The organism is Parasphingorhabdus sp. (assembly GCF_048267785.1).
Classification (GTDB): Bacteria; Pseudomonadota; Alphaproteobacteria; order Sphingomonadales; family Sphingomonadaceae; genus Parasphingorhabdus.
In genome coordinates this window covers 136,632-155,096 of record NZ_JBLWWU010000007.1, presented here as the reverse complement: position 1 = coordinate 155,096, position 18,465 = coordinate 136,632, and the positions used below count along the sequence as shown (strand labels likewise).

The window sequence follows — 18,465 nt, the reverse complement described above, 5'->3', positions numbered from 1 at the left end:
CACAGTAATATTTACGATGGCAGAACGCGCCTAGACATCGTCGGCCGAGATCATTTCCTCACGGTCAATCTCACCGGTCATTGATGCGACGGTCACTGCAACCGCGGCATCGCCGGAGACGTTGGTGGTGGTCCGCATCATGTCCATGATCCGGTCGACGCCGGCAACAAAGGCGATGGTTTCCAATGGCACGCCAACGCTACCGAACACCAAAGCCATCATGATCAGGCCCGCACCGGGGATGCCCGCTGCACCGATGGCACCGAGCGTCGAGGTGATCGAGATCAGCACATAGTCACCAAAGCTGAGGTCGACGCCGAATATCTGCGCGCCGAACAAAGTGGCGAGCCCGAGATACATCGCGGTGCCGTTCATGTTGATCGTGGCGCCGAGCGAGACGACGAAGCTGGCTACCGAATTGCTGACACCGAGATTGCGTTCGACGCAGCGCAGGGTCACCGGCAACGTCGCATTGGAAGAAGCGGTGGAATAGCTGACGGCGATCGCATCGATAATCCCGCGAAAGAAATCGATCACGGGCAGCTTGGCAACGAACTTGATCATCCCCGAATAAACAATCCCAATGATCAGCAGGCAACCCAGATAGTTGAGCCCGACCAGCTGCGCCAGTGATATCAGGGCGTCCGTGCCGAGTGTCCCGGCGACCCATGCCATCAGCGCAAAGACACCAAAGGGCGTCAATTCCATTACAATCATCGTGACTTTCTGCATCACAATGGCACCGCTATCGAAGATTTTTGCCAGCGGCTTGCCGTCTTCCTTGGCCATGAGAATACCGATGCCGATCAGCAGCGCAAAGACGATCAGCGGCAGCACCCGCACGTCGGCCATCACCTGAACAGGACTGTCGGGGACAATCGACAGGATCATGTCAATGGCACTGGTGTCATTGGGCATCGGCGTTTCGCCCTTCTCGATCGCGCCTGTGTCTACACCGTTGCCGGGTTGAAAGAAGGTGCCGAGCGCAAGACCCAGCCAGGCAGCAATCTGCCCGGTGATGACGAACAATATCATCGCCCGTCCGCCGACGCTGCCCAGTTTCTTCAGATCACCAAGCGCCGCCACACCGGCAACGAGCGAGAAGAAGATCAGCGGGACGACGAGCATCTTGATCGCCTTAATGAAAAAATCGCCGATCCATTTGATGGTTTCAGATTCGGGCCCCCAGATCAGGCCGGTGATCACACCGAGGACAAGAGCCGCGATTACCCGCTGCCAGAGCGGAATCTTGAACCAGAATGCCAGCATGTGATTTCCCCCGTATTTTTCCGGCCCGAGCCTATCGTCAGCAGCAGAGCGCGGCAAGCCTTTAGGGACAGGCTACATCCAGAAGCTGATCGCCAGACAGGTTGATAGTCCGACGCCAAAGGTCAGCGGAATGCCGGCCTTGAAGAAATCGGTAAACCGGTAGTTGCCGGCCGCGTAAACCAGCGTGTTTGTTTGATAGCCGATTGGCGTCGCAAAGCTTGCAGAGGCGGCGAACATCACCGCGATCACCAGCGGCCGGGGATCAACACCCAGATCATTGCCCAGCGCGATGGCTATCGGGGTGATGATGATGGCGACCGCATTGTTGGTCACAATCTCGGTCATGATCACCGACAGCACATAGATAGCGAACACAAGCCCCCAGGGCGGCACTTCCCGCAAAAAAGGAGTCAGTTCGGCAACCAGCAGGTCTACACTGCCAGCCTGCTGCAGACCGAGCCCCACCGCAAGCATGCCAAAAATCAGAACCAGAACATTGCCGTCTATCGACCCCCAGGCTTCTTCCGCATCGATGCACCGCGCCAACAGGATGGCGCCGACCGCAAGAATGGCTGCGACAGCCAGCGGGATGACATTGAGCGCGGCGAGCACCACCACTGCGACCAGTGCGCCGATGGCAATCGGTGCGCGATCCCTACGAAAAGCACGGATTTTGGTTTGTCCGACTCCAAACAGATTCGGATTTTGATACATGCGACGGATATCTTCGCGGGAACCAGTCACCAGCAGTCGATCTGCCGCGTGGATTCGCGCATTGGTCAGGTCTGACCGCGGCAGATTGCGATACCGGGTCATCCCCAAAACACGGACGTTAAGTTGTGACAGAAAGGGAATATCGTACAGGCGATTACCGATGCTGGGATGACTGGGAGCAACCGTCGCCTCGACCAACTCCTCACCCAAAGCGCCCACATCACCTTTATGAACGATACCGACCTTGAAATCTTCCGATTCTCGCAGAGAAATGAGCTCGGCGAGGTCCAGTTGCACGACAATACGGTCGCCCGCCCGCAGTTCGTGAAAATCAAGATCATGGCGGATATAGCTGCTCAACCGCTTGACCGCCGTGACCTTCAGGCCCGCCCGGCGCAGTTCCGGAACGGTGTACAGCTTCTTGTCGATTACCGACGCTTTGCGGCGAACGGTCAATTCGGTGAGAAAAGCACTTTCATCGCTGCTGTCAAACTCCCCCCTGACTTGGCCACCGGGAAGCAGCCAGCTGCTAAAAAGGACCATCATCACAGTGCCCGCAACCGCCGCAATCAGTCCATAAGGTGTGATTTCGAATATTCCGAAACCGGCCAGACCTTGTTCGCGGGCCACCGCATCAACGATCAGGTTGGTCGAGGTACCGATCAGCGTTGTGGTACCACCCAATATGCAGATGAAGCTCAGCGGAATCAGCAGTTTCTTGGACGAAAAACCGGTCGCCCGTGACAGACGCAGGATGATCGGAATCAGAACGATCACGACCGGCGTATTGTTCATGAAGGCAGATGCTACAAAAGCGCCCAGAAACATCTCGGCCACCGCCAGTTTGGGACGGCGCTTTGCACGCTTGATGATGAAACCGGCGATTGCGTCGATCGTCCCTGTTCGCAGCAACGCTCCCGAAAGAATGAACATCGCGGCGATGGTGATCGGCGCGGTGTTGGAGAAAACTGAAAACAGGCCGTCGGAATCGATGATTCCGAGGAACAGAAACATGCAGGCCCCGAGCACCGCGACCACCGCAGCAGGGAAACGTTCCATGATGAATCCGGCAAACAGAAAGCCAAGGATCACCAGACCGATGACAGCCTTGTTTGCCTGAATATATTCGTCGATGATGTGAAGAATGAGGTCGATCATGAATCAGGAACAGCCTTCGATATAGCCGACTGGTCCTGCCAGTCCGGCTCGGAAAGCGGTAACCAATTTGGGCTGGCTTCCGATTTCCATTACATCCACATCATTTGCGGCGGTTTCAAAAATCATGGCATATTTGCCATCGCTGGAGACAAGACGGGGATAGGATTCTGCTCATCCGCATTGCGCCCTGTGCATCATCTTCTGGTCAGCCAGAACCACGGCCATCATCGCCTCGACTACCGGAACGCCGCGAATTCCGACACAGGGGTCATGTCGGCCCTTGGTCGATATTTCGGTCGCCTCGCCCTCCGGCGTGATGGTCGGCACAGGCGTCAATATGGAACTGGTCGGTTTGAACGCTACCCTGCAAAAGACCGGCTGGCCGGTGGATATTCCGCCAGCCGTTCCGCCTGCGTGATTGGAGTCAAATCTCGGGCCATCGTTGCCGGGGTGCATCGCGTCGGCATTTTCTTCGCCGCGCAGACGGGCAGCGGCAAAGCCGTCACCGATTTCGACGCCCTTGGTCGCATTGATCGTCATCATCGCTGCCGCAATCTCGCTGTCCAGCTTGGCATAGATTGGCGCTCCCCATCCGGCGGGCACGCCTGTCGCTTCGCAGGCGATAATCGCGCCGATGCTGCTGCCATCCTTGCGGGCACCATCGACCAGCGCTTCCCAGCGCTTCGCGGCTTCGGCGTCAGGGCAGAAAAACGGGTTGTTGCCGATCTCATTAGCATCAAAATTTGCCGGATCGATGGCATCGCCGCCGATTTCCGCAACCCAGGCCCGGATCGTCACTTCCGGAATCACCAGCCGTGCAACCGCACCGGCAGCAACCCGCGCCGCGGTTTCGCGGGCGCTGGAGCGGCCACCGCCGCGATAGTCACGAAAGCCGTATTTCTGGTCATAGGCATAGTCGGCATGACCGGGACGATAGGCTTTGGCGACTTCGCTATAATCCTTGGACCGTTGATCGACATTCTCGATCATCAGCGAAATCGGCGTGCCGGTTGTCTTGCCTTCAAAAACACCCGAGAGAATTTTGACCTGATCCGGTTCCTGCCGCTGGGTCGTATATTTCGATTGGCCGGGACGCCGCGCATCGAGTAACGGCTGGATGTCCGCTTCGCTCAGGTCCAGTCCGGGCGGGCAGCCGTCAACCAGTGCACCAAGGGCGGGTCCGTGACTTTCTCCCCAGGTGGAAAAGCGGAAAGCATGGCCAAAGATGTTAAAACTCAAAACTCGCTCTCCGCGTTGATAAATTCAATTCTGTTTCCGAAAGGATCATTCACGAAAAAACGGGAATGATGATCAAGCGGTTCGGCAGATTGTATCCGATAACCCGCATTTTTCAGCTTTTCCATCAAGTTGTGGAAATCACTTGCCTGAAAGGCGGGATGTGCTTTTTTTGCCGGGCGAAAATCGCGTTCGATTCCTAAATGCACACGGACTTGCTCCTTCTCAAACCAGCAACCCCCATTCGACTGCAAAGTTGCAGGCTTCGTACGTTCGGGGATATCCAGGAGCTCACTATAAAACTCCCTCGCCTGTTCTTCTCCTGCTTCGGGCATGGCCAGCTGGACATGATGCAACCCCGTGATCATCAATCCAGCGCGATATCCGGCGCGTCTTCCTGCTTCATGCCGACCGTATGATAGCCAGCGTCGACATGATGGGTTTCGCCCGTAACACCTGCCGAAAGATCGGACAGGAAATAGAGAGCCGAAGCGCCGACATCATCAATGGTAACGTTGCGCCGCAGCGGCGAATTCAGCTCGTTCCATTTCAAGATATAGCGGAAGTCGCCAATTCCGGAGGCGGCCAGTGTCTTGATCGGCCCGGCAGAGATTGCGTTGACCCTGATACCGTCAGGACCCACATCATTCGCGAGATATTTGACCGAGGTTTCAAGCGCGGATTTGGCTACGCCCATAACATTGTAATGCGGAATGACTTTTTCGGCACCATAATAAGACAAGGTGAGCATGGATCCGCCTGCGCTCATCAGCGCCGCAGCGCGTTTTGCAACGGCGGTGAAGCTGTAGACGCTGATATTCATGGTCATCAGGAAATCGTCCAGAGTCACGTCAAAATATTTACCGCGCAGCGCTTCTTTATTGGTGAAGCCGATCGCATGAACGACAAAATCCAGCTTGCCCCAGCGTTTTTCGATCTCGGCAAATGCTGCATCAAGCTGGTCCATGTCGCTGACATCGCAATCAATCAGAAAATCACAGCCCAGTTGTTCGGCAAGCGGATTGACCCGCTTGGCCATCACCTCGCCCTGATAGCTGATCGCCAGTTCGGCACCATCTGCAACCAGACGCTGGGCAATACCCCAGGCCAGTGACTTGTTATTTGCAAGCCCCATGATCAAGCCGCGCTTGCCTTTCATTAAATCACTCATCGCCCGGGTCTCCTGAATTCAGATAATCATCGCTGATAAACGCTATCAAAATGATTTTCCAGCGGATCATTCGCTTGTCTCCTTGTGCGAGGGCCTTTCGGCTAGGGCGGCATTAATCTCTGCGCCGATTACCATGCCAAGTCCGATCAGATAGAAAAAAATTAGCGTGATGATAACCCCGGCGAGACTACCATAAGTGAGCTGGTAATTGGCCGCATATTTGAGAAAAACCGGTAACAGCCCGGTGATCAACAACCACCAGCCGCTGATGAATACGGCACCCGGCCATTTGGGATATTGCCGCGGCCTATATTGCCGCGGGGTCAACAGGCGGAACAACAGATAAAGCGTGGCAAATAACATGAAAAACGGGATCGCGCTGGACAGTGAAAGCCAAAGTGCATCGGTTTCAACCGCCGGAAAATAGGTGCCGAGGAAGCCGGTTATCCCGGCCACAATAAACTGCGCACTCAGTGCCAGCATCGCGAAGAATACCGATAATAGAATGAGCAAGATTGATGTCAGGCGATACTCCCAAAACGCTCGCTGTGCCTGTACGCCATATGCACGGTGAAGAATCTCCCGGATGGTCTCGATCAGGCTCGTCGTAGTCCACAACCCGACGATCGCGCTGAACCACAGCAACGGCCCGGTCCGTGCGGTCATCGCGTCTCTGATCGGATCATGCAGCGCTGCCGCAACCGAGGGCGGAACAGTGACCAGAAAAGCCTCTACAAAATCAGTGCCGATTGCCGTCTGTCCGAATCCCCCGACAATTGCCGCGGCTACGATGAAAAAGGAAAAGACCGCGAGCAGCGACAGATAGGCGAAATTACCTGCAAAGGTGAACCCGTCATAATAGACACCGACAGCGGTGCGCTCGAGAATGATATAGGCCCGGCGGAACGGACTTTTCTCGGTTCGCGCGTCAGCGCCGCTATTGGCAGATACGCCCGACGCCCGTTTCTCTTCGCGGCGCGCTTCGGGAGAAAGTTCTGACATCGGGTTCAGAGCCAAAGCTATACACCCAGACTGGCGCGAGGATTGCCTTCCGGATTCCAACCTTTCACAAATTCGATGAGCTTTTCATCTCTTTTTGGCAAAACGATCATCAAGGTGACCAGCTGATTTCCGCGAACACCCGATTTTCCGGTAAAACCCTTGTTTTTGAGACGCAGGGTCTTGCCGGAATCCGATCCTGCGGGGATAGAAAGCATGACCGGCCCATCTACCGTAGGGACCTTGATCTTGGCACCTTCGACCGCCTCTTTCAGACTGATCGGCAGATCCAGCCTGATGTTGTCGCCATCACGTTCATAAAAGGGATGAGGATTGATGTGAATGGTGACAATCGCATCGCCATTGCCGCCCGGCCCCGGCCGGCCCTTACCGCTGAGGCGCATCTGGGTACCTTCCTCAACGCCCTTGGGCAGGCTGAGGTCGATAGTTTTGCCATCTTCGAGCGTAATGCGCTGCTTCTGTAGTGTCGCAGCAGCGACAAATTCGACGTTCAGCCGATAGGCAACATTGGCACCCTTGACCGGTGGAGCGCTGCGCTGTCGACCACCGAAAGGCGAACCACCGCCGCCGCCAAAAAGACCCTCGAAAATATCGCCGAAATCTGCGCCAGCATTTCCGAAATCATGTTGCTGCCCCGCCGGGCCGCGCTGATATCCACCGCCACCATAGCCGAAGGGTGCGGTAGGATTACCGTCCGCATCAATCTCTCCGCGATCGAATTGCGCGCGCTTGTCCTTGTCCAGCAACAAGTCATAAGCCTTGGTGACGTCCGAAAAACGCTCCGTCGCCTTTGGATTATCCTTGTTCTTGTCCGGGTGCAGTTCCTTGGCGAGCTTGCGATATGCGGATTTGATCTCCTTGTCGCTAGCACCCTTGGCAACACCCAATGCTTGATAGGGATCTTTCATTATTTACCCTTTTTCAAATCCTTACCATGCAGAGATTGGAATTATCCGCCAATTTTCAACTCCGCTGTTTTATTCGGGTACAACGGCGTCTGCAACCTTGTTGTGCCGCGTGAAACGCAAAAGCAGATACAGAACCAGCCCCAATGGTCCCAACATGAGAACAAACAGCAGAATAGGTATCTGCAACCAGCGTGCAAACCCGTATTTATCCGCATTGCGCGCTACCCATAGGCCGACAAACAGATCAAAGGCCAGATAGTGGATCCATCCCACGGTCGCGCCGCCTGGACTCCCAAGCAATTGCTGGACGCCAGCCAGAGTCGTGAAATCCGGCACCCCACCGCCTCCGTCAATCATACCGGTCATCAAAGGGATGATGATCACCGCATAGGCGCACGCCAGAAGACCAATGCCTCCGTAGAACAGAACGGTCATTATCATATCGCGCCGGGGTGCAAATGCGAGGATCAGCCACATCAACAATGCATAATTATTGGCAATTGTAAAAACCAGATCCCAGTTCATCACCCGTCCTTTTCCGGATGGTTCTAACAGAAAGCGGCGCCTTGTCGCAGATCAAATTTTTGTTTGTTTGCGGGTCGTCGACAGGATGTTACAGAATGACTCATGACCGATCCATTTTCACTATTCGACACGTGGTTCACCGAAGCACGCGCAACCGAAATCAATGACAGCAATGCCATGACCATCGCCACCGCCGATGCCGACGGGCAGCCCTCAGCGCGGATGGTGTTGCTTAAAGGCCATGGCCCCGACGGCTTTATATTCTACACCAACCAGCAAAGCCGCAAGGCTGGCGATATAGGTGAAAATCCCAAGGCCGCAATATTGTTCCACTGGAAAAGCCTGCGCCGCCAGATCCGGATCGAAGGACATATCTCGACGGTAGCAGATAGCATGGCCGATGCTTATTTTGCTACCCGCAGCCGGGATTCCCAGCTCGGGGCATGGGCCTCGGACCAGTCCCGCCCGCTTGCCGACCGCGCCACGTTCGAAGCCCGTTTTGCCGAAATGTCGCAGCGATTTGACGGCAGCGACGTACCGCGCCCACCACATTGGTCAGGCTATTGCCTCACACCGGCACGATTTGAATTCTGGCAGGACCGGGCACACCGGCTGCACGAACGACGGACTTTCGTCCGCAACGGTGACGAATGGTCGGAAGGACTGCTGTATCCATGACCAACCTGTCTTATTATCACGTCGATGCATTCGCCGACCGCCCTTTCACCGGCAATCAGGCAGCTGTGATGCCCCTCCCGGTCTGGCTGGAGGATAATGTCCTGCAGGCCATCGGCGAGGAAAATAATTTTGCCGAGACCGCTTTTTACCTGCCCGACGCAAGCAATGCAGCGGATTACGAACTGCGCTGGTTCACGCCCACCGTGGAAATCGCGCTCTGCGGCCACGCGACGCTGGCCAGCGGCCATATCATATTATCCCAGAATCCCAATCAGCAGCAAGTGACGTTCCGGACCAGAAAAGCCGGCATATTGACGGTGAAGCGCGAGGGGGATGGCTATGCACTGGACCTGCCGGCCTACCCCCCTGCGCCGAAAGCCATGCCGGAAATCGTGGCGCTGGTCGGTGGTCGCCCGGTCGAAACTCAGTTTCATGAAGGGCGATATCATGTTCTTCGTTATGAAAATGCCGATGACATCCTTGCCCTCAAACCGGACCTGAAAGCGCTCGCCGCACTCGGCAATGCGCAATTCATCTGCACCGCGCCCGGCAAGGATACCGATGTGATCAGCCGGGTTTTCGTGCCCGGTGGCGGGGTCGACGAGGATAGTGTGACAGGATCGGCTCATGCCGTGTTGACGCCTTATTGGACCGAACAATTGGGCCGCGACAGCTTTACCGCCTATCAGGCCAGCCAACGCGGGGGCTATGTCAACTGTCGCCGCGACGGCGAACGCGCGTGGCTAGGAGGGAAATGCGTGACCGTGGTGGAAGGCATGTTTCGCCTGTAGTCTGAGCGCGGCCGGGGCCTAGCCCTTTACCGGAAACAACGCCATGATCCGGCCGATCTGTGCGCTCATCGGCGCAAGAACATCATCCTGAGTCTTGCCGAGCCTGACCACGGTCAACTGTTGTTCCGGTGAGACAACGATCTGCTGGCCCAGATGACCAAGAGCGGCAAATATCGTGTCAGGACCATTGTCAGGAAACAGGACCGGATTTCGGCCTTCCGGACGTTTCTTGTTGAGCCAGATATGTCCACCATAAGCCGGATCATTATTCGACGATGTCTTCATGAATTTCACCCAGCTGACCGGCAGATGCTGCGCGCCTTTTCGGGCCCCATTGTGGCGCAGGAACTCTCCGAACTTTGCATAATCCCGTGCCGTTGCCTGAATGAAGCTGCCACCGAGAAACGTGCCGTTGGGATCAAATTCCGGATAGGTGCTATCCATGCCGAGGGGTTCCAGCAACCGCCCCCGAATGAACCGCAGGGTCACGTCACGCCGGACTTGCGGATCCGTGCTCTCGGTCAGGGTGCGGGCGATGATATCGGAAAGGATGATACTGGTTGCAGTGCTATATTCGAATTTCTCACCCGGCTTGGCCTCCATCGGCCGTGCTTCGGCATAAGCAGCGGTGTTTTGAGCGCCATCGAGAAAAAGCATCCGGTTGGTGTCGGCCTCGAACACCGTTTTTTCATCCTCCCCGGCCACTTCGGTATGATCGAGGCCGGATGACATGTGGAGCAAGTGCCGCAGGGTTATGTCGCCGCGCGGATCGCCGGGTCTCTGCCACGCGGGCACGGGCGCCGGGTCATCAAGCACCAGTCGCCCGTCGGCAACCAGAAATCCGATCAGCGCACCGGTAAAGCTTTTGGCCATCGACCAGCTGATGAATCGCGTGTCTTCATCATATCCCTCGCCATAACGCTCGGCGATGACTCGTCCCTGATACATCACCAGAAACGCCCGCGTCTCCGCCATCGTCGGGTCTTCGAAAAGCGGCGCAATTGCGGCATCGAGCCGCGCCTTGGCTATTGGGCTGTCATCCGTAATATAGGCCAGTTCCGCAGCGCTTTTCTGTGGTGGGGCATTAGGGGCGCTGTTGTCTCCACACCCGGAAATGGCGAGCATCAGGGCCAGGATAAAGGCGAGTTTAATCTTGTGCATATTCTATCGTTGCACCAATAGAAGCCGCTATGGCAACACCAAAAGGCACATCCCGAAATACCCTGACCCGAAAGCGCGCTGCAGTTTATGCCGGAGCATTGTTCCTGCTCATTCTGGCCATGCTCTTTGCTTATAATTACAGCTCTATCAAAGGCCAGCTGGACGTCGGCACCGCCTATGGAGCCCGGGTGGCCTGCTCCTGTCACTTTCTTGGCGGCAGGGATATCGAGGATTGCAGCAAAGATTTTGAACCGGGTATGGAAGTGATCGGATTGTCAATGGACGAGGAGCGCAAAAGAGTGACCGCATCTGCTTTGCTGATGGAGTCGGCTACAGCCGAGTTTCGCGAAGGCTGGGGTTGCGTGATCCTGACCGATGCGCAGCTTAAGGCTGAATAGCCTAGACTTCGACGCCGGCTAGCCATTGTTGTTCGACCGCATTGGTGCCGTCAATCCAGCCGCCCCCCAACACGCGTTCCTTGTGATAGAAAACTGCCGCCTGACCGGGCGCAACGCCGAATTCCGGATTGTGAAATTGTAGCTCCTGCCCTTCCAGCCGTGCAAGGGTCGGTTTTGACATCGACCGGACCTTGACCTCGACCGGGCCGGCATAATCACCGCCGATCCAGTTGATGTCACGAAGTGACGCAGCCGCAACCGCCAATGCGGCTTTCGGGCCGACAATCACGCGTTTCGCTTCCGGTTCCAGGCGGATAACATAAAGCGGCTCGGCCTGACCGCCGATTTCCAGCCCTTTGCGCTGACCAACGGTATAATGGATGAGCCCCTTGTGCCGTCCCATGATCGTACCATCGATATGGACGATCTCGCCGTCATCATCCGCGTCCGGCCGCAATTTGCGCACGACACTGGCATAATCGCCATCGGGAACGAAACAGATATCCTGACTGTCCGGCTTGAAGGCCACTGCAAGTCCCATTTCTTCGGCTATTTCGCGCACCTGCGTTTTCGGCATATCGCCCAGCGGGAAGCGCAGATAGTCCAGCTGATCCTGTGTTGTGGCAAAGAGGAAGTAGCTCTGGTCTCGGGCCGGATCGAGGGCCCGGTGCAGTTCGGCACCACTGGCAGTTGCGACCCGCCGCACATAATGTCCTGTTGCCAGACAATCGGCGCCCAGTTCGCGGGACAGTTGCAACAGATCAGTAAATTTGACGCCCATATTACATTGCACACAGGGAATCGGAGTCCGGCCCGCCATATATTCATCGGCGAAGACATCCATCACCGAATCCTTGAAACGGCTGGCGTGATCAAAAACATAATGGGCAATGCCGAGCCGGTCGGCCACGGCGCGCGCATCGCGGATGTCCTGTCCCGCGCAACAGCTGCCAACCCGTCCCACCGCTTCACCATGGTCATATAGCTGCAATGTAATGCCGATCGTTTCTGCACCGGTGCGTGCAGCCAAGGCGGCAACCACACTCGAATCCACCCCACCCGACATGGCCACGACAATGCGTTTGCCCGTCAGATCGTCACCGAGCTGGAAATCTCCATTGATCATATTCGTCATAATAATGATGCCCCTAGAGAAATCCTATCGTTTGCGCCAGTGCTGCGCGCTTAGCCGGTTAAAGCGTGCCTTGTGTGCCATTTTGGCATGCTTGGGTTGGATTCAAGGGTCGCATTGTTTAATTAGTCCTAAGATGGTGTGAACAACCCTTTTACCGAAGTTTATATCTTCACTGCTAGATCAGGGTCTATGGATTTGAACTTTCCCCATAAGACCCTGGAATGGACGGCTTTAAATGGGCGCAATGCTGCGACCGCTCAAGTTGCGGATCAAGGCTCATTGCTTGCCGAGGCCATTGCGCGGCAGGCATCGAGCCAGTCGGCACGATATTATGTAGCGGCGACCCAGGATCAATCAAATCCGTTAGCGGGATCTCCGGGTTCCTTCCTGGATGACCGGATGGCTTTTTTTGCCGGAAGAATGAGATCGGACAGAAAACGCTATCGGGACAGGACATTATTCACATCCGGCTGTTTTCGACCGGATTTGGCGCGAAAGGAAGTCACCGCGATGCATGAATAATCGAAATTATGAACGTGACGTTTACCTTGGCAATTCAGGTAATCGAAAAGCTCTCCCGGTACGAAGACCAGACGGAACGGAAAACAGGGCCAAATGCCGAAAGGCAAATTTTGAGGGTAGTATGATTGAAAATCAGAAAATAAAACCAGCGCAAGTTGTCGGTCCACTGGGTGAGCCACTCACCATCAGTGATTTGCCGAAACCTGGTACGACTCGCTGGGTGGTCCGTCGGAAGGCGGAAGTTGTTGCGGCAGTCAATGGTGGCTTGCTGACAGTTGACGAAGTTTGCGATCGCTATGATCTTTCGCTGGAAGAATTCGCCTCCTGGCAACGGGCGGTGGATCGCTCTGGCATGCCCGGCTTGCGGGTGACCCGAATCCAGCATTATCGGGACTTATACGAGCGTCAGCAGAAATATTGACCGGTATTATTCGACTAAAACCGTTATTGCGCGGACTGATTAGCTCGGATACTTCTTTTTATTTCTTCAAGTCCCCGGTAAAATCCTCTATGTGACTGTATTCACGAGCGTATGAATTGCACGCTCGCATATAATCAGGAGGTACATATGGGTTGGATTATTGCATTGATCGTCGGCGGTATCGCAGGCTGGCTGGCCAGCATGGTGATGGGACGTGATGCCTCCATGGGCATCTTCTGGAACATCATTGTCGGGATCATCGGTTCGGTAATTGGCAATTTTGTTGGTCGTTACCTAGGCTTCGGTGGTAGCATTCAGGAATTTTCAATCGCTGGATTGATCACCGCCTTCGTAGGCGCCGTGGTACTGTTGCTGATACTGAACCTCATCCAGCGTGGCAGGGTACGCTAAAGCCTGCTTTTCAGAATAAATTCGGAAACTGGAAGGGCCGGTTCGTTCGCGAACCGGCCCTTTCGTGAGACTACATCGGTTGTTGGTCGAAGCTAGGCTTGTAAAACTGGCTGAATACTGTTCCAGCTTGCCGCTGGTGACATATTGATGTAACACAGCTAAAGAAAATCCGAATAGACCGGAAAATCAGCGATTCTTTTGTGTATTGCGTGCAAGAATGCGATAAGGGCCTGACCGAAGAGTGAAAAAATGAACTATGAATCGACCATCCCCGTCAATGAGATTTCGATTATGGATGATCCTGAGCAGCGCAATAGCAATCGTCGCCGTCTGATTGTCGCAGCAGCCGTGGTTGTGGCGCTACTGGCGGCTTATATCGGCTATCATTATTTTTTTGGTGCCTCCGGCGATGAAGAAACCGTGAGCCAGGCGCCCATGGTTACGGTCATGACTCCCGGCAAGCAGCAGGTGACACGAACTATCAATGCAACGGGAACGCTGGCGGCCCGCCGCGAGATACCGGTGAGTGTCGTCGGTGAAGGCGGCCGGGTCACCCATGTCTACGTCGACGCGGGCGACTGGGTCAAACAGGGCCAGATCATGGCCAGCATCGATCGATCGGTTCAATCCCAGCAAGCTGCTGGACTGGAAGCGTCGGTCGGTGTGGCGCGCGCCGATCTCGACCTGGCGCAGTCAAATCTCGATCGTGCGCTGAAGCTAGTGGACCGGGGATTTATCGCCAAGGCAGATGTCGACCGGCTGACGGCAACCCGCGATTCCGCTGCCGCCCGACTACGATTATCCCAGGCCCAGCTAAACGAGACCCAGGCGCGCAACAGCCGTTTGAATGTCGTAGCTCCCAAGGCCGGTTTTGTACTGGATCGCAATGTCGAGCCGGGGCAGACGGTAACCCAGGGCAGCGGTGTTCTCTTCCTGCTGGCACAAAATGGCGAAATGGAATTGCAGGCACAGCTTGGCGAAAGCGATTTGGCCAATATTTCGGTGGGCATCTCCACACAAGTCACCCCTGTCGGTACCGACAAGGTCCTGACCGGACAGGTCTGGCAGATTTCGCCGACCATCGATCCACAGTCCCGTCAGGGTATTGCCCGAATTGCTCTGAGCTATGACAGCGCTCTACGACCCGGCGGATTTGCCAGCGCGCGGCTTCAGAGTGGCACTTCCGAGGTCGCGATCCTGCCCGAGTCCGCTTTGCAAAATGACAGCAAGGGAAGCTTTGTCTATATCATCGGTTCAGACAACAAGGCGATACGGCGCGATGTCGTCGTCGGCGCAGTGTCGTCCGCAGGGCTTTCCATCACGTCCGGATTGAATGGAAATGAGAGGGTCGTGCTTCGAGCAGGCGGCTTCCTGAGTCCCGGCGAAACCGTGCAGCCGAAACTCCAAAAGAAAGCCGGCGGCGCGTGAGTCGTGCACAAATTTGAGGCCTGATCGATGAATCTTCGCAATATTTCCGCCTGGAGTACCCGAAATCCGGTGGCACCATTGGTGCTTTTCGCCGGGCTGCTTTTTGCGGGCTTGTTAAGTTTCAATCGCATGGACGTCGTGAACAATCCGGACGTCGAATTTCCGGCAGTTTCTGTTCAGATTTCGCAGCCAGGTGCTGCGCCGACAGAAATTGAAAGCCAGATCACCCAACGGATAGAGGCAGCGGTCAGGTCGATCAGCGGCGTCAAGAATATCAGTTCGACAGCCAGCGAAGGCAGCAGCCGGACCTTTGTCGAATTTGAAATTGGCGCGGATGTAAACAATAGCGTCAATGAAGTAAAAAACGCGGTTGATCAGGTTCGCGGGTCTTTGCCGGAAGGCATTTTGGAACCGCAGGTGGCAAAGGTCGATGCGGTGGGCGGCCCGATCGCATTTTTTGCCGTTAAAGCCGATGACATGACCGTCGAACAGCTCAGCTGGTTCGTCGATGACACCGTGGCCAAGCGGCTGTTGTCGGTTGATGGAATGGCGGAGGTTGACCGGTTTGGCGGCGTCGACAGGGAAATCAGGGTTATATTGCGTCCCGACCGGATGCAGGCGCTGGGCGTTACGGCCAGCCAGATCAACACTGCTTTGCGCCAGATTAATATCAACGCGGCTGGCGGACGAGCAGAAGTCGGGGGCACACGGCAATCCGTCCGCGTTCTCGGCAATGCGGATGATGCCTATGATTTGTCACAGACCCAAGTATCGCTGGGCAATGGCAAAACGATCAAGCTGAGCGATGTTGCAGAAGTAAACGATTCCTTCGGCGAGCGCAGTTCAATCAGCAAGGTCAAGGGCGTTGAGGTTGTCAATTTCTCCATGACCCGCGCCCGGGGCGCATCCGACGTGACCGTCTACGACAATGCAATCGAGATCATGGACAAGATCGAGGCCGAAGTCCCCGGCATCGAATTCATCCCGCTTTTTAACAGCGTCACCTATACCAAGTCGCAATATAAAAGTTCGATGCTGGCGATGATTGAAGGGGCCATTCTGGCCGTCGTTGTGGTTTTCATATTCCTGCGCGACTGGCGAGCGACGGTTATCTCGGCGATCGCCATTCCCTTGTCGGCAATACCAACATTCTGGTTCATGGACCTGCTTGGGTTCAATCTCAATTTCCTTTCGCTGCTGGCACTAGGTTTGGTAGCCGGGGTGCTGGTCGATGACGCGATTGTGGAGATCGAGAATATCGTGCGCCATATGCGCATGGGGAAAAGTGCCTATCAGGCATCGATTGATGCCGCCGATGAAATTGGCCTTGCGGTCGTCGCCACCTCATTCTGTATTGTCGCCGTATTCCTGCCGGTAGGCCTGATGCCAGGAATATCTGGCCAATTTTTCAAAAATTTTGGCATCACAGTGGTTATTTCGGTGCTGATGAGCCTCGCGGTCGCGCGAATGATAACGCCCATGATCGCGGCCTATTTCCTCAAGGCTCACGGCCAGGCCGAACATGGCGGTGGGATCTGGATGGACCGGTACATGCGATTGCTGCAGTGGGTATTGGATCGGTCGGAGGCTGACCGTATCCGGCAGACGCTAGTCCCCGCCAAAGCCGAATGGTGGCAATATCTGATCGGCTTTGTCCTGTTCACCCTGATCGTAGTGGCATTTATCGTACCAGCGAATTTGGCGGGTGGTCAGATCTACAGCGTCCTTACAACTTTGATACCCAGTGACTTGCTGCGAGCTATATTGAGCCTGATAGCCGGTATCACTGCCGGTTCCTTCGCTGCGCTCCTGCTGGCTAAGGGTATCAAATGGGTGGTTAGCAGGTTCGATGGCCGCTTTGCTCTCTGGTATGCCTATCGTTCCGGTCGCTTCCGCGCCCGCGGATATGATCACCGTATCTGGATGATGGGAATCGGTCTGCTTGCCTTTGGCTTCACCGTCATATTGTTCATGATCACCCCTGCTGAATTTCAGCCGAAAATCAATGAAGACAACAGCCGCGTCCAGATCGAGGTCGTGCCGGGCACAACACTCGAACAGACCGAAAAAATCGCTGATCAGGTGTCAGAACTAATGTATGCACAGCCAGAAGTGGCACGCGCCCTGACACGGGTCCGAGAAACCAACGCCACGGTTTTCGTCAGTCTGAAGGAAGACCGCAAGAAAACATCGATCGAATTCGAGCGCGACCTGGCCCCAGAGCTTCAGAAAATTCCCGATGCGCGGATTTCCTTCCAGTCACAAAGCGGTGGCGGTGGAACCGGACGCGACATTTCCATCATGCTGACCGGTTCTGACCCGGATTTGCTGGATGCTACTGCTGCCGAATTGGTCGAGCAGATGAAGGACATAAATCTGGTGCGTGCGCCACGGGTGGCCTCGGATCTCAGCCGACCTGAAATCATTATTACGCCTTATATGGAACTCGCATCGCAACTCGGCGTTACAACGGCAGCGCTCAGCCAGACGATCCGGATAGCTACCTTGGGTGAAATCGATCAAAATGCTGCGAAGTTTTCACTGTCGGACAGGCAGATTCCAATCCGTGTCATGTTGCCGCTCGAATCACGAACCGATCTGACAACTATCCAGAACCTCCCAATCCCAATTGCCAGTGGCGGCACGGTTCCTCTCAGCCGAGTGGCCTCGGTAAGTTTCGGGTCTGGGCCAACATCGATCCAGCGCTATAACCAGAACCGCCGGACATTTGTCGGTGCGGATCTGGCACCGGATGTCGTCAAGGGCGATGCCATGGCAAAAATATTCGAACTGCCGATCATGAAAAACCTGCCCACGGGCGTGTCCAATGAAGCTTTCGGCGAAGACGAATGGCAGCAGGAGATGCTGCTTAACTTTGTGATCGCCTTGATCGCCGGCATATTGCTTGTGTTTGCCACACTCGTATTGCTTTACAAGCGCCTGATGTCACCTTTGGTCAACATGGGATCGCTCGCGCTGGCACCGCTCGGGGGTATATTGCTGGTCTGGGCTACAGGATCAACCGTCTCCATGCCGGTCCTGATCGGTGTGCTTATGCTGCTCGGTATCGTCAGTAAGAACTCCATTCTGCTGATCGATTTTGCAATCGAGGAAATGCAAAAGGGCGTTCCAAAATTCGAGGCGATCATGGATGCCGGGCACAAACGTGCACAACCGATCGTGATGACCACCGTGGCGATGACCGCGGGTATGGTGCCGACCGCCCTGTCCCTGTCTGGCGATGGCGCCTGGCGCGCGCCGATGGGCATCGTGGTTATTGGTGGCCTGACCGTTTCGACCTTGCTCACCCTGGTCATTGTGCCCGCAGGATTCAGTCTGGCCGATGGTTTCGAACGACGGGCTGGCCCATGGCTCCGGAACAGGATGCTGACTTACAAGCCCGGCGATGACCGTCATGACGGAACCAACATTGAGGCCCAGCCAGCCGAGTGAAGCCAATTTCGTCACAATCAGGTAGCGGAGGCGCCACGAACTCTGTCACGAAACCCAAGAATGCCG

19 protein-coding genes are annotated in these 18,465 nt (G+C 55.5%); 8 read left to right on the top strand and 11 right to left on the bottom strand.

The genetic code is table 11. The features are described from left to right. Positions 1–30 precede the first annotated feature (30 nt). The 9 genes from ACN0VD_RS07830 to ACN0VD_RS07790 form a co-directional block, all read right to left on the bottom strand. Positions 31–1,269 (bottom strand): dicarboxylate/amino acid:cation symporter, encoded by a 1,239-nt coding sequence (locus tag ACN0VD_RS07830; protein ID WP_417593366.1) that lies wholly within the window; start codon positions 1,267–1,269, stop codon positions 31–33. 72 nt (positions 1,270–1,341) lie between these two features. Further along, a complete protein-coding gene (locus ACN0VD_RS07825) occupies positions 1,342–3,141 on the bottom strand; it encodes an SLC13 family permease (RefSeq protein ID WP_417593364.1) in 1,800 nt (599 codons plus the stop codon). Between the two features lie 3 nt (positions 3,142–3,144). Continuing rightward, positions 3,145–3,267: a hypothetical protein gene (locus tag ACN0VD_RS07820; RefSeq protein WP_417593362.1), complete on the bottom strand. Its 123-nt coding sequence runs from the start codon at positions 3,265–3,267 to the stop codon at positions 3,145–3,147. 45 nt (positions 3,268–3,312) lie between these two features. After that, on the bottom strand, positions 3,313–4,380 hold the full coding sequence (gene aroC / locus ACN0VD_RS07815) for a chorismate synthase (protein WP_417593360.1): 1,068 nt from the start codon (positions 4,378–4,380) through the stop codon (positions 3,313–3,315). Further along, positions 4,377–4,745, bottom strand: a complete 369-nt coding sequence (locus ACN0VD_RS07810) for a VOC family protein (protein ID WP_417593358.1) — start codon at positions 4,743–4,745, stop codon at positions 4,377–4,379. The genes aroC and ACN0VD_RS07810 overlap by 4 nt, the downstream gene beginning before the upstream one ends. Next, positions 4,745–5,548 carry an enoyl-ACP reductase FabI gene (gene fabI, locus ACN0VD_RS07805; RefSeq protein WP_417593356.1) on the bottom strand — a complete coding sequence of 268 codons (804 nt, stop codon included), beginning with the start codon at positions 5,546–5,548 and terminating at the stop codon, positions 4,745–4,747. The genes ACN0VD_RS07810 and fabI overlap by 1 nt, the downstream gene beginning before the upstream one ends. Before the next feature lie 66 nt (positions 5,549–5,614). Beyond that, positions 5,615–6,550, bottom strand: coding sequence for a YihY/virulence factor BrkB family protein (locus ACN0VD_RS07800; RefSeq protein ID WP_417593354.1), 936 nt, complete (start codon positions 6,548–6,550; stop codon positions 5,615–5,617). A 17-nt stretch (positions 6,551–6,567) separates the two neighbouring features. After that, positions 6,568–7,476 (bottom strand): DnaJ C-terminal domain-containing protein, encoded by a 909-nt coding sequence (locus ACN0VD_RS07795; protein WP_417593352.1) that lies wholly within the window; start codon positions 7,474–7,476, stop codon positions 6,568–6,570. A gap of 69 nt (positions 7,477–7,545) precedes the next feature. After that, on the bottom strand, positions 7,546–8,001 hold the full coding sequence (locus tag ACN0VD_RS07790; RefSeq protein WP_417593350.1) for an ABA4-like family protein: 456 nt from the start codon (positions 7,999–8,001) through the stop codon (positions 7,546–7,548). Between the two features lie 102 nt (positions 8,002–8,103). On the opposite strand from ACN0VD_RS07790, the gene pdxH reads away from it, so the two are divergent. After that, positions 8,104–8,679, top strand: coding sequence for a pyridoxamine 5'-phosphate oxidase (gene pdxH / locus ACN0VD_RS07785; RefSeq protein ID WP_417593348.1), 576 nt, complete (start codon positions 8,104–8,106; stop codon positions 8,677–8,679). Continuing rightward, a complete protein-coding gene (locus tag ACN0VD_RS07780; protein ID WP_417593346.1) occupies positions 8,676–9,470 on the top strand; it encodes a PhzF family phenazine biosynthesis protein in 795 nt (264 codons plus the stop codon). The genes pdxH and ACN0VD_RS07780 overlap by 4 nt, the downstream gene beginning before the upstream one ends. A gap of 18 nt (positions 9,471–9,488) precedes the next feature. On the opposite strand, the gene ACN0VD_RS07775 is transcribed toward ACN0VD_RS07780, so the two are convergent. After that, positions 9,489–10,631, bottom strand: coding sequence for a serine hydrolase domain-containing protein (locus ACN0VD_RS07775; RefSeq protein ID WP_417593344.1), 1,143 nt, complete (start codon positions 10,629–10,631; stop codon positions 9,489–9,491). 29 nt (positions 10,632–10,660) lie between these two features. Between ACN0VD_RS07775 and ACN0VD_RS07770 the strand changes: the two genes are divergently transcribed. Beyond that, the gene (locus ACN0VD_RS07770; protein WP_417593342.1) at positions 10,661–11,029 is read left to right on the top strand and encodes a hypothetical protein; all 369 of its coding nucleotides are present in this window, start codon (positions 10,661–10,663) and stop codon (positions 11,027–11,029) included. 1 nt (position 11,030) lies between these two features. Here ACN0VD_RS07770 and mnmA read toward each other — a convergent pair whose 3' ends face one another. After that, positions 11,031–12,155 carry a tRNA 2-thiouridine(34) synthase MnmA gene (gene mnmA, locus ACN0VD_RS07765; protein ID WP_417593406.1) on the bottom strand — a complete coding sequence of 375 codons (1,125 nt, stop codon included), beginning with the start codon at positions 12,153–12,155 and terminating at the stop codon, positions 11,031–11,033. A gap of 147 nt (positions 12,156–12,302) precedes the next feature. Here mnmA and ACN0VD_RS07760 point away from each other — a divergent pair, with 147 nt between their 5' ends. From ACN0VD_RS07760 to ACN0VD_RS07740, 5 genes are all read left to right on the top strand, one after another. After that, the gene (locus ACN0VD_RS07760; RefSeq protein WP_417593340.1) at positions 12,303–12,686 is read left to right on the top strand and encodes a hypothetical protein; all 384 of its coding nucleotides are present in this window, start codon (positions 12,303–12,305) and stop codon (positions 12,684–12,686) included. A gap of 121 nt (positions 12,687–12,807) precedes the next feature. Continuing rightward, complete coding sequence (locus ACN0VD_RS07755) at positions 12,808–13,107, top strand: DUF1153 domain-containing protein (RefSeq protein WP_417593405.1); 300 nt, start codon at positions 12,808–12,810, stop codon at positions 13,105–13,107. A 147-nt stretch (positions 13,108–13,254) separates the two neighbouring features. Further along, the gene (locus ACN0VD_RS07750; protein WP_417593338.1) at positions 13,255–13,518 is read left to right on the top strand and encodes a GlsB/YeaQ/YmgE family stress response membrane protein; all 264 of its coding nucleotides are present in this window, start codon (positions 13,255–13,257) and stop codon (positions 13,516–13,518) included. A 249-nt stretch (positions 13,519–13,767) separates the two neighbouring features. Next, on the top strand, positions 13,768–14,946 hold the full coding sequence (locus ACN0VD_RS07745) for an efflux RND transporter periplasmic adaptor subunit (RefSeq protein WP_417593336.1): 1,179 nt from the start codon (positions 13,768–13,770) through the stop codon (positions 14,944–14,946). Positions 14,947–14,973: 27 nt separating this feature from the next. Next, entirely contained in the window at positions 14,974–18,399 is a 3,426-nt protein-coding gene (locus tag ACN0VD_RS07740; RefSeq protein ID WP_417593334.1) for an efflux RND transporter permease subunit, read from the top strand. Positions 18,400–18,465 lie beyond the last annotated feature (66 nt).

Coding starts and splice junctions, on each gene's coding strand:
- ACN0VD_RS07830 (WP_417593366.1), bottom strand. CDS start 1,269: ATGCTGGCATTCTGGTTCAAGATTCCGCTCTGGCAGCGGGTAATCGCG.
- ACN0VD_RS07825 (WP_417593364.1), bottom strand. CDS start 3,141: ATGATCGACCTCATTCTTCACATCATCGACGAATATATTCAGGCAAAC.
- ACN0VD_RS07820 (WP_417593362.1), bottom strand. CDS start 3,267: ATGATTTTTGAAACCGCCGCAAATGATGTGGATGTAATGGAAATCGGA.
- ACN0VD_RS07810 (WP_417593358.1), bottom strand. CDS start 4,745: ATGATCACGGGGTTGCATCATGTCCAGCTGGCCATGCCCGAAGCAGGA.
- fabI (WP_417593356.1), bottom strand. CDS start 5,548: ATGAGTGATTTAATGAAAGGCAAGCGCGGCTTGATCATGGGGCTTGCA.
- ACN0VD_RS07800 (WP_417593354.1), bottom strand. CDS start 6,550: ATGTCAGAACTTTCTCCCGAAGCGCGCCGCGAAGAGAAACGGGCGTCG.
- ACN0VD_RS07795 (WP_417593352.1), bottom strand. CDS start 7,476: ATGAAAGATCCCTATCAAGCATTGGGTGTTGCCAAGGGTGCTAGCGAC.
- ACN0VD_RS07790 (WP_417593350.1), bottom strand. CDS start 8,001: ATGAACTGGGATCTGGTTTTTACAATTGCCAATAATTATGCATTGTTG.
- pdxH (WP_417593348.1), top strand. CDS start 8,104: ATGACCGATCCATTTTCACTATTCGACACGTGGTTCACCGAAGCACGC.
- ACN0VD_RS07780 (WP_417593346.1), top strand. CDS start 8,676: ATGACCAACCTGTCTTATTATCACGTCGATGCATTCGCCGACCGCCCT.
- ACN0VD_RS07775 (WP_417593344.1), bottom strand. CDS start 10,631: ATGCACAAGATTAAACTCGCCTTTATCCTGGCCCTGATGCTCGCCATT.
- ACN0VD_RS07770 (WP_417593342.1), top strand. CDS start 10,661: ATGGCAACACCAAAAGGCACATCCCGAAATACCCTGACCCGAAAGCGC.
- mnmA (WP_417593406.1), bottom strand. CDS start 12,155: ATGATCAATGGAGATTTCCAGCTCGGTGACGATCTGACGGGCAAACGC.
- ACN0VD_RS07755 (WP_417593405.1), top strand. CDS start 12,808: ATGATTGAAAATCAGAAAATAAAACCAGCGCAAGTTGTCGGTCCACTG.
- ACN0VD_RS07750 (WP_417593338.1), top strand. CDS start 13,255: ATGGGTTGGATTATTGCATTGATCGTCGGCGGTATCGCAGGCTGGCTG.
- ACN0VD_RS07745 (WP_417593336.1), top strand. CDS start 13,768: ATGAACTATGAATCGACCATCCCCGTCAATGAGATTTCGATTATGGAT.
- ACN0VD_RS07740 (WP_417593334.1), top strand. CDS start 14,974: ATGAATCTTCGCAATATTTCCGCCTGGAGTACCCGAAATCCGGTGGCA.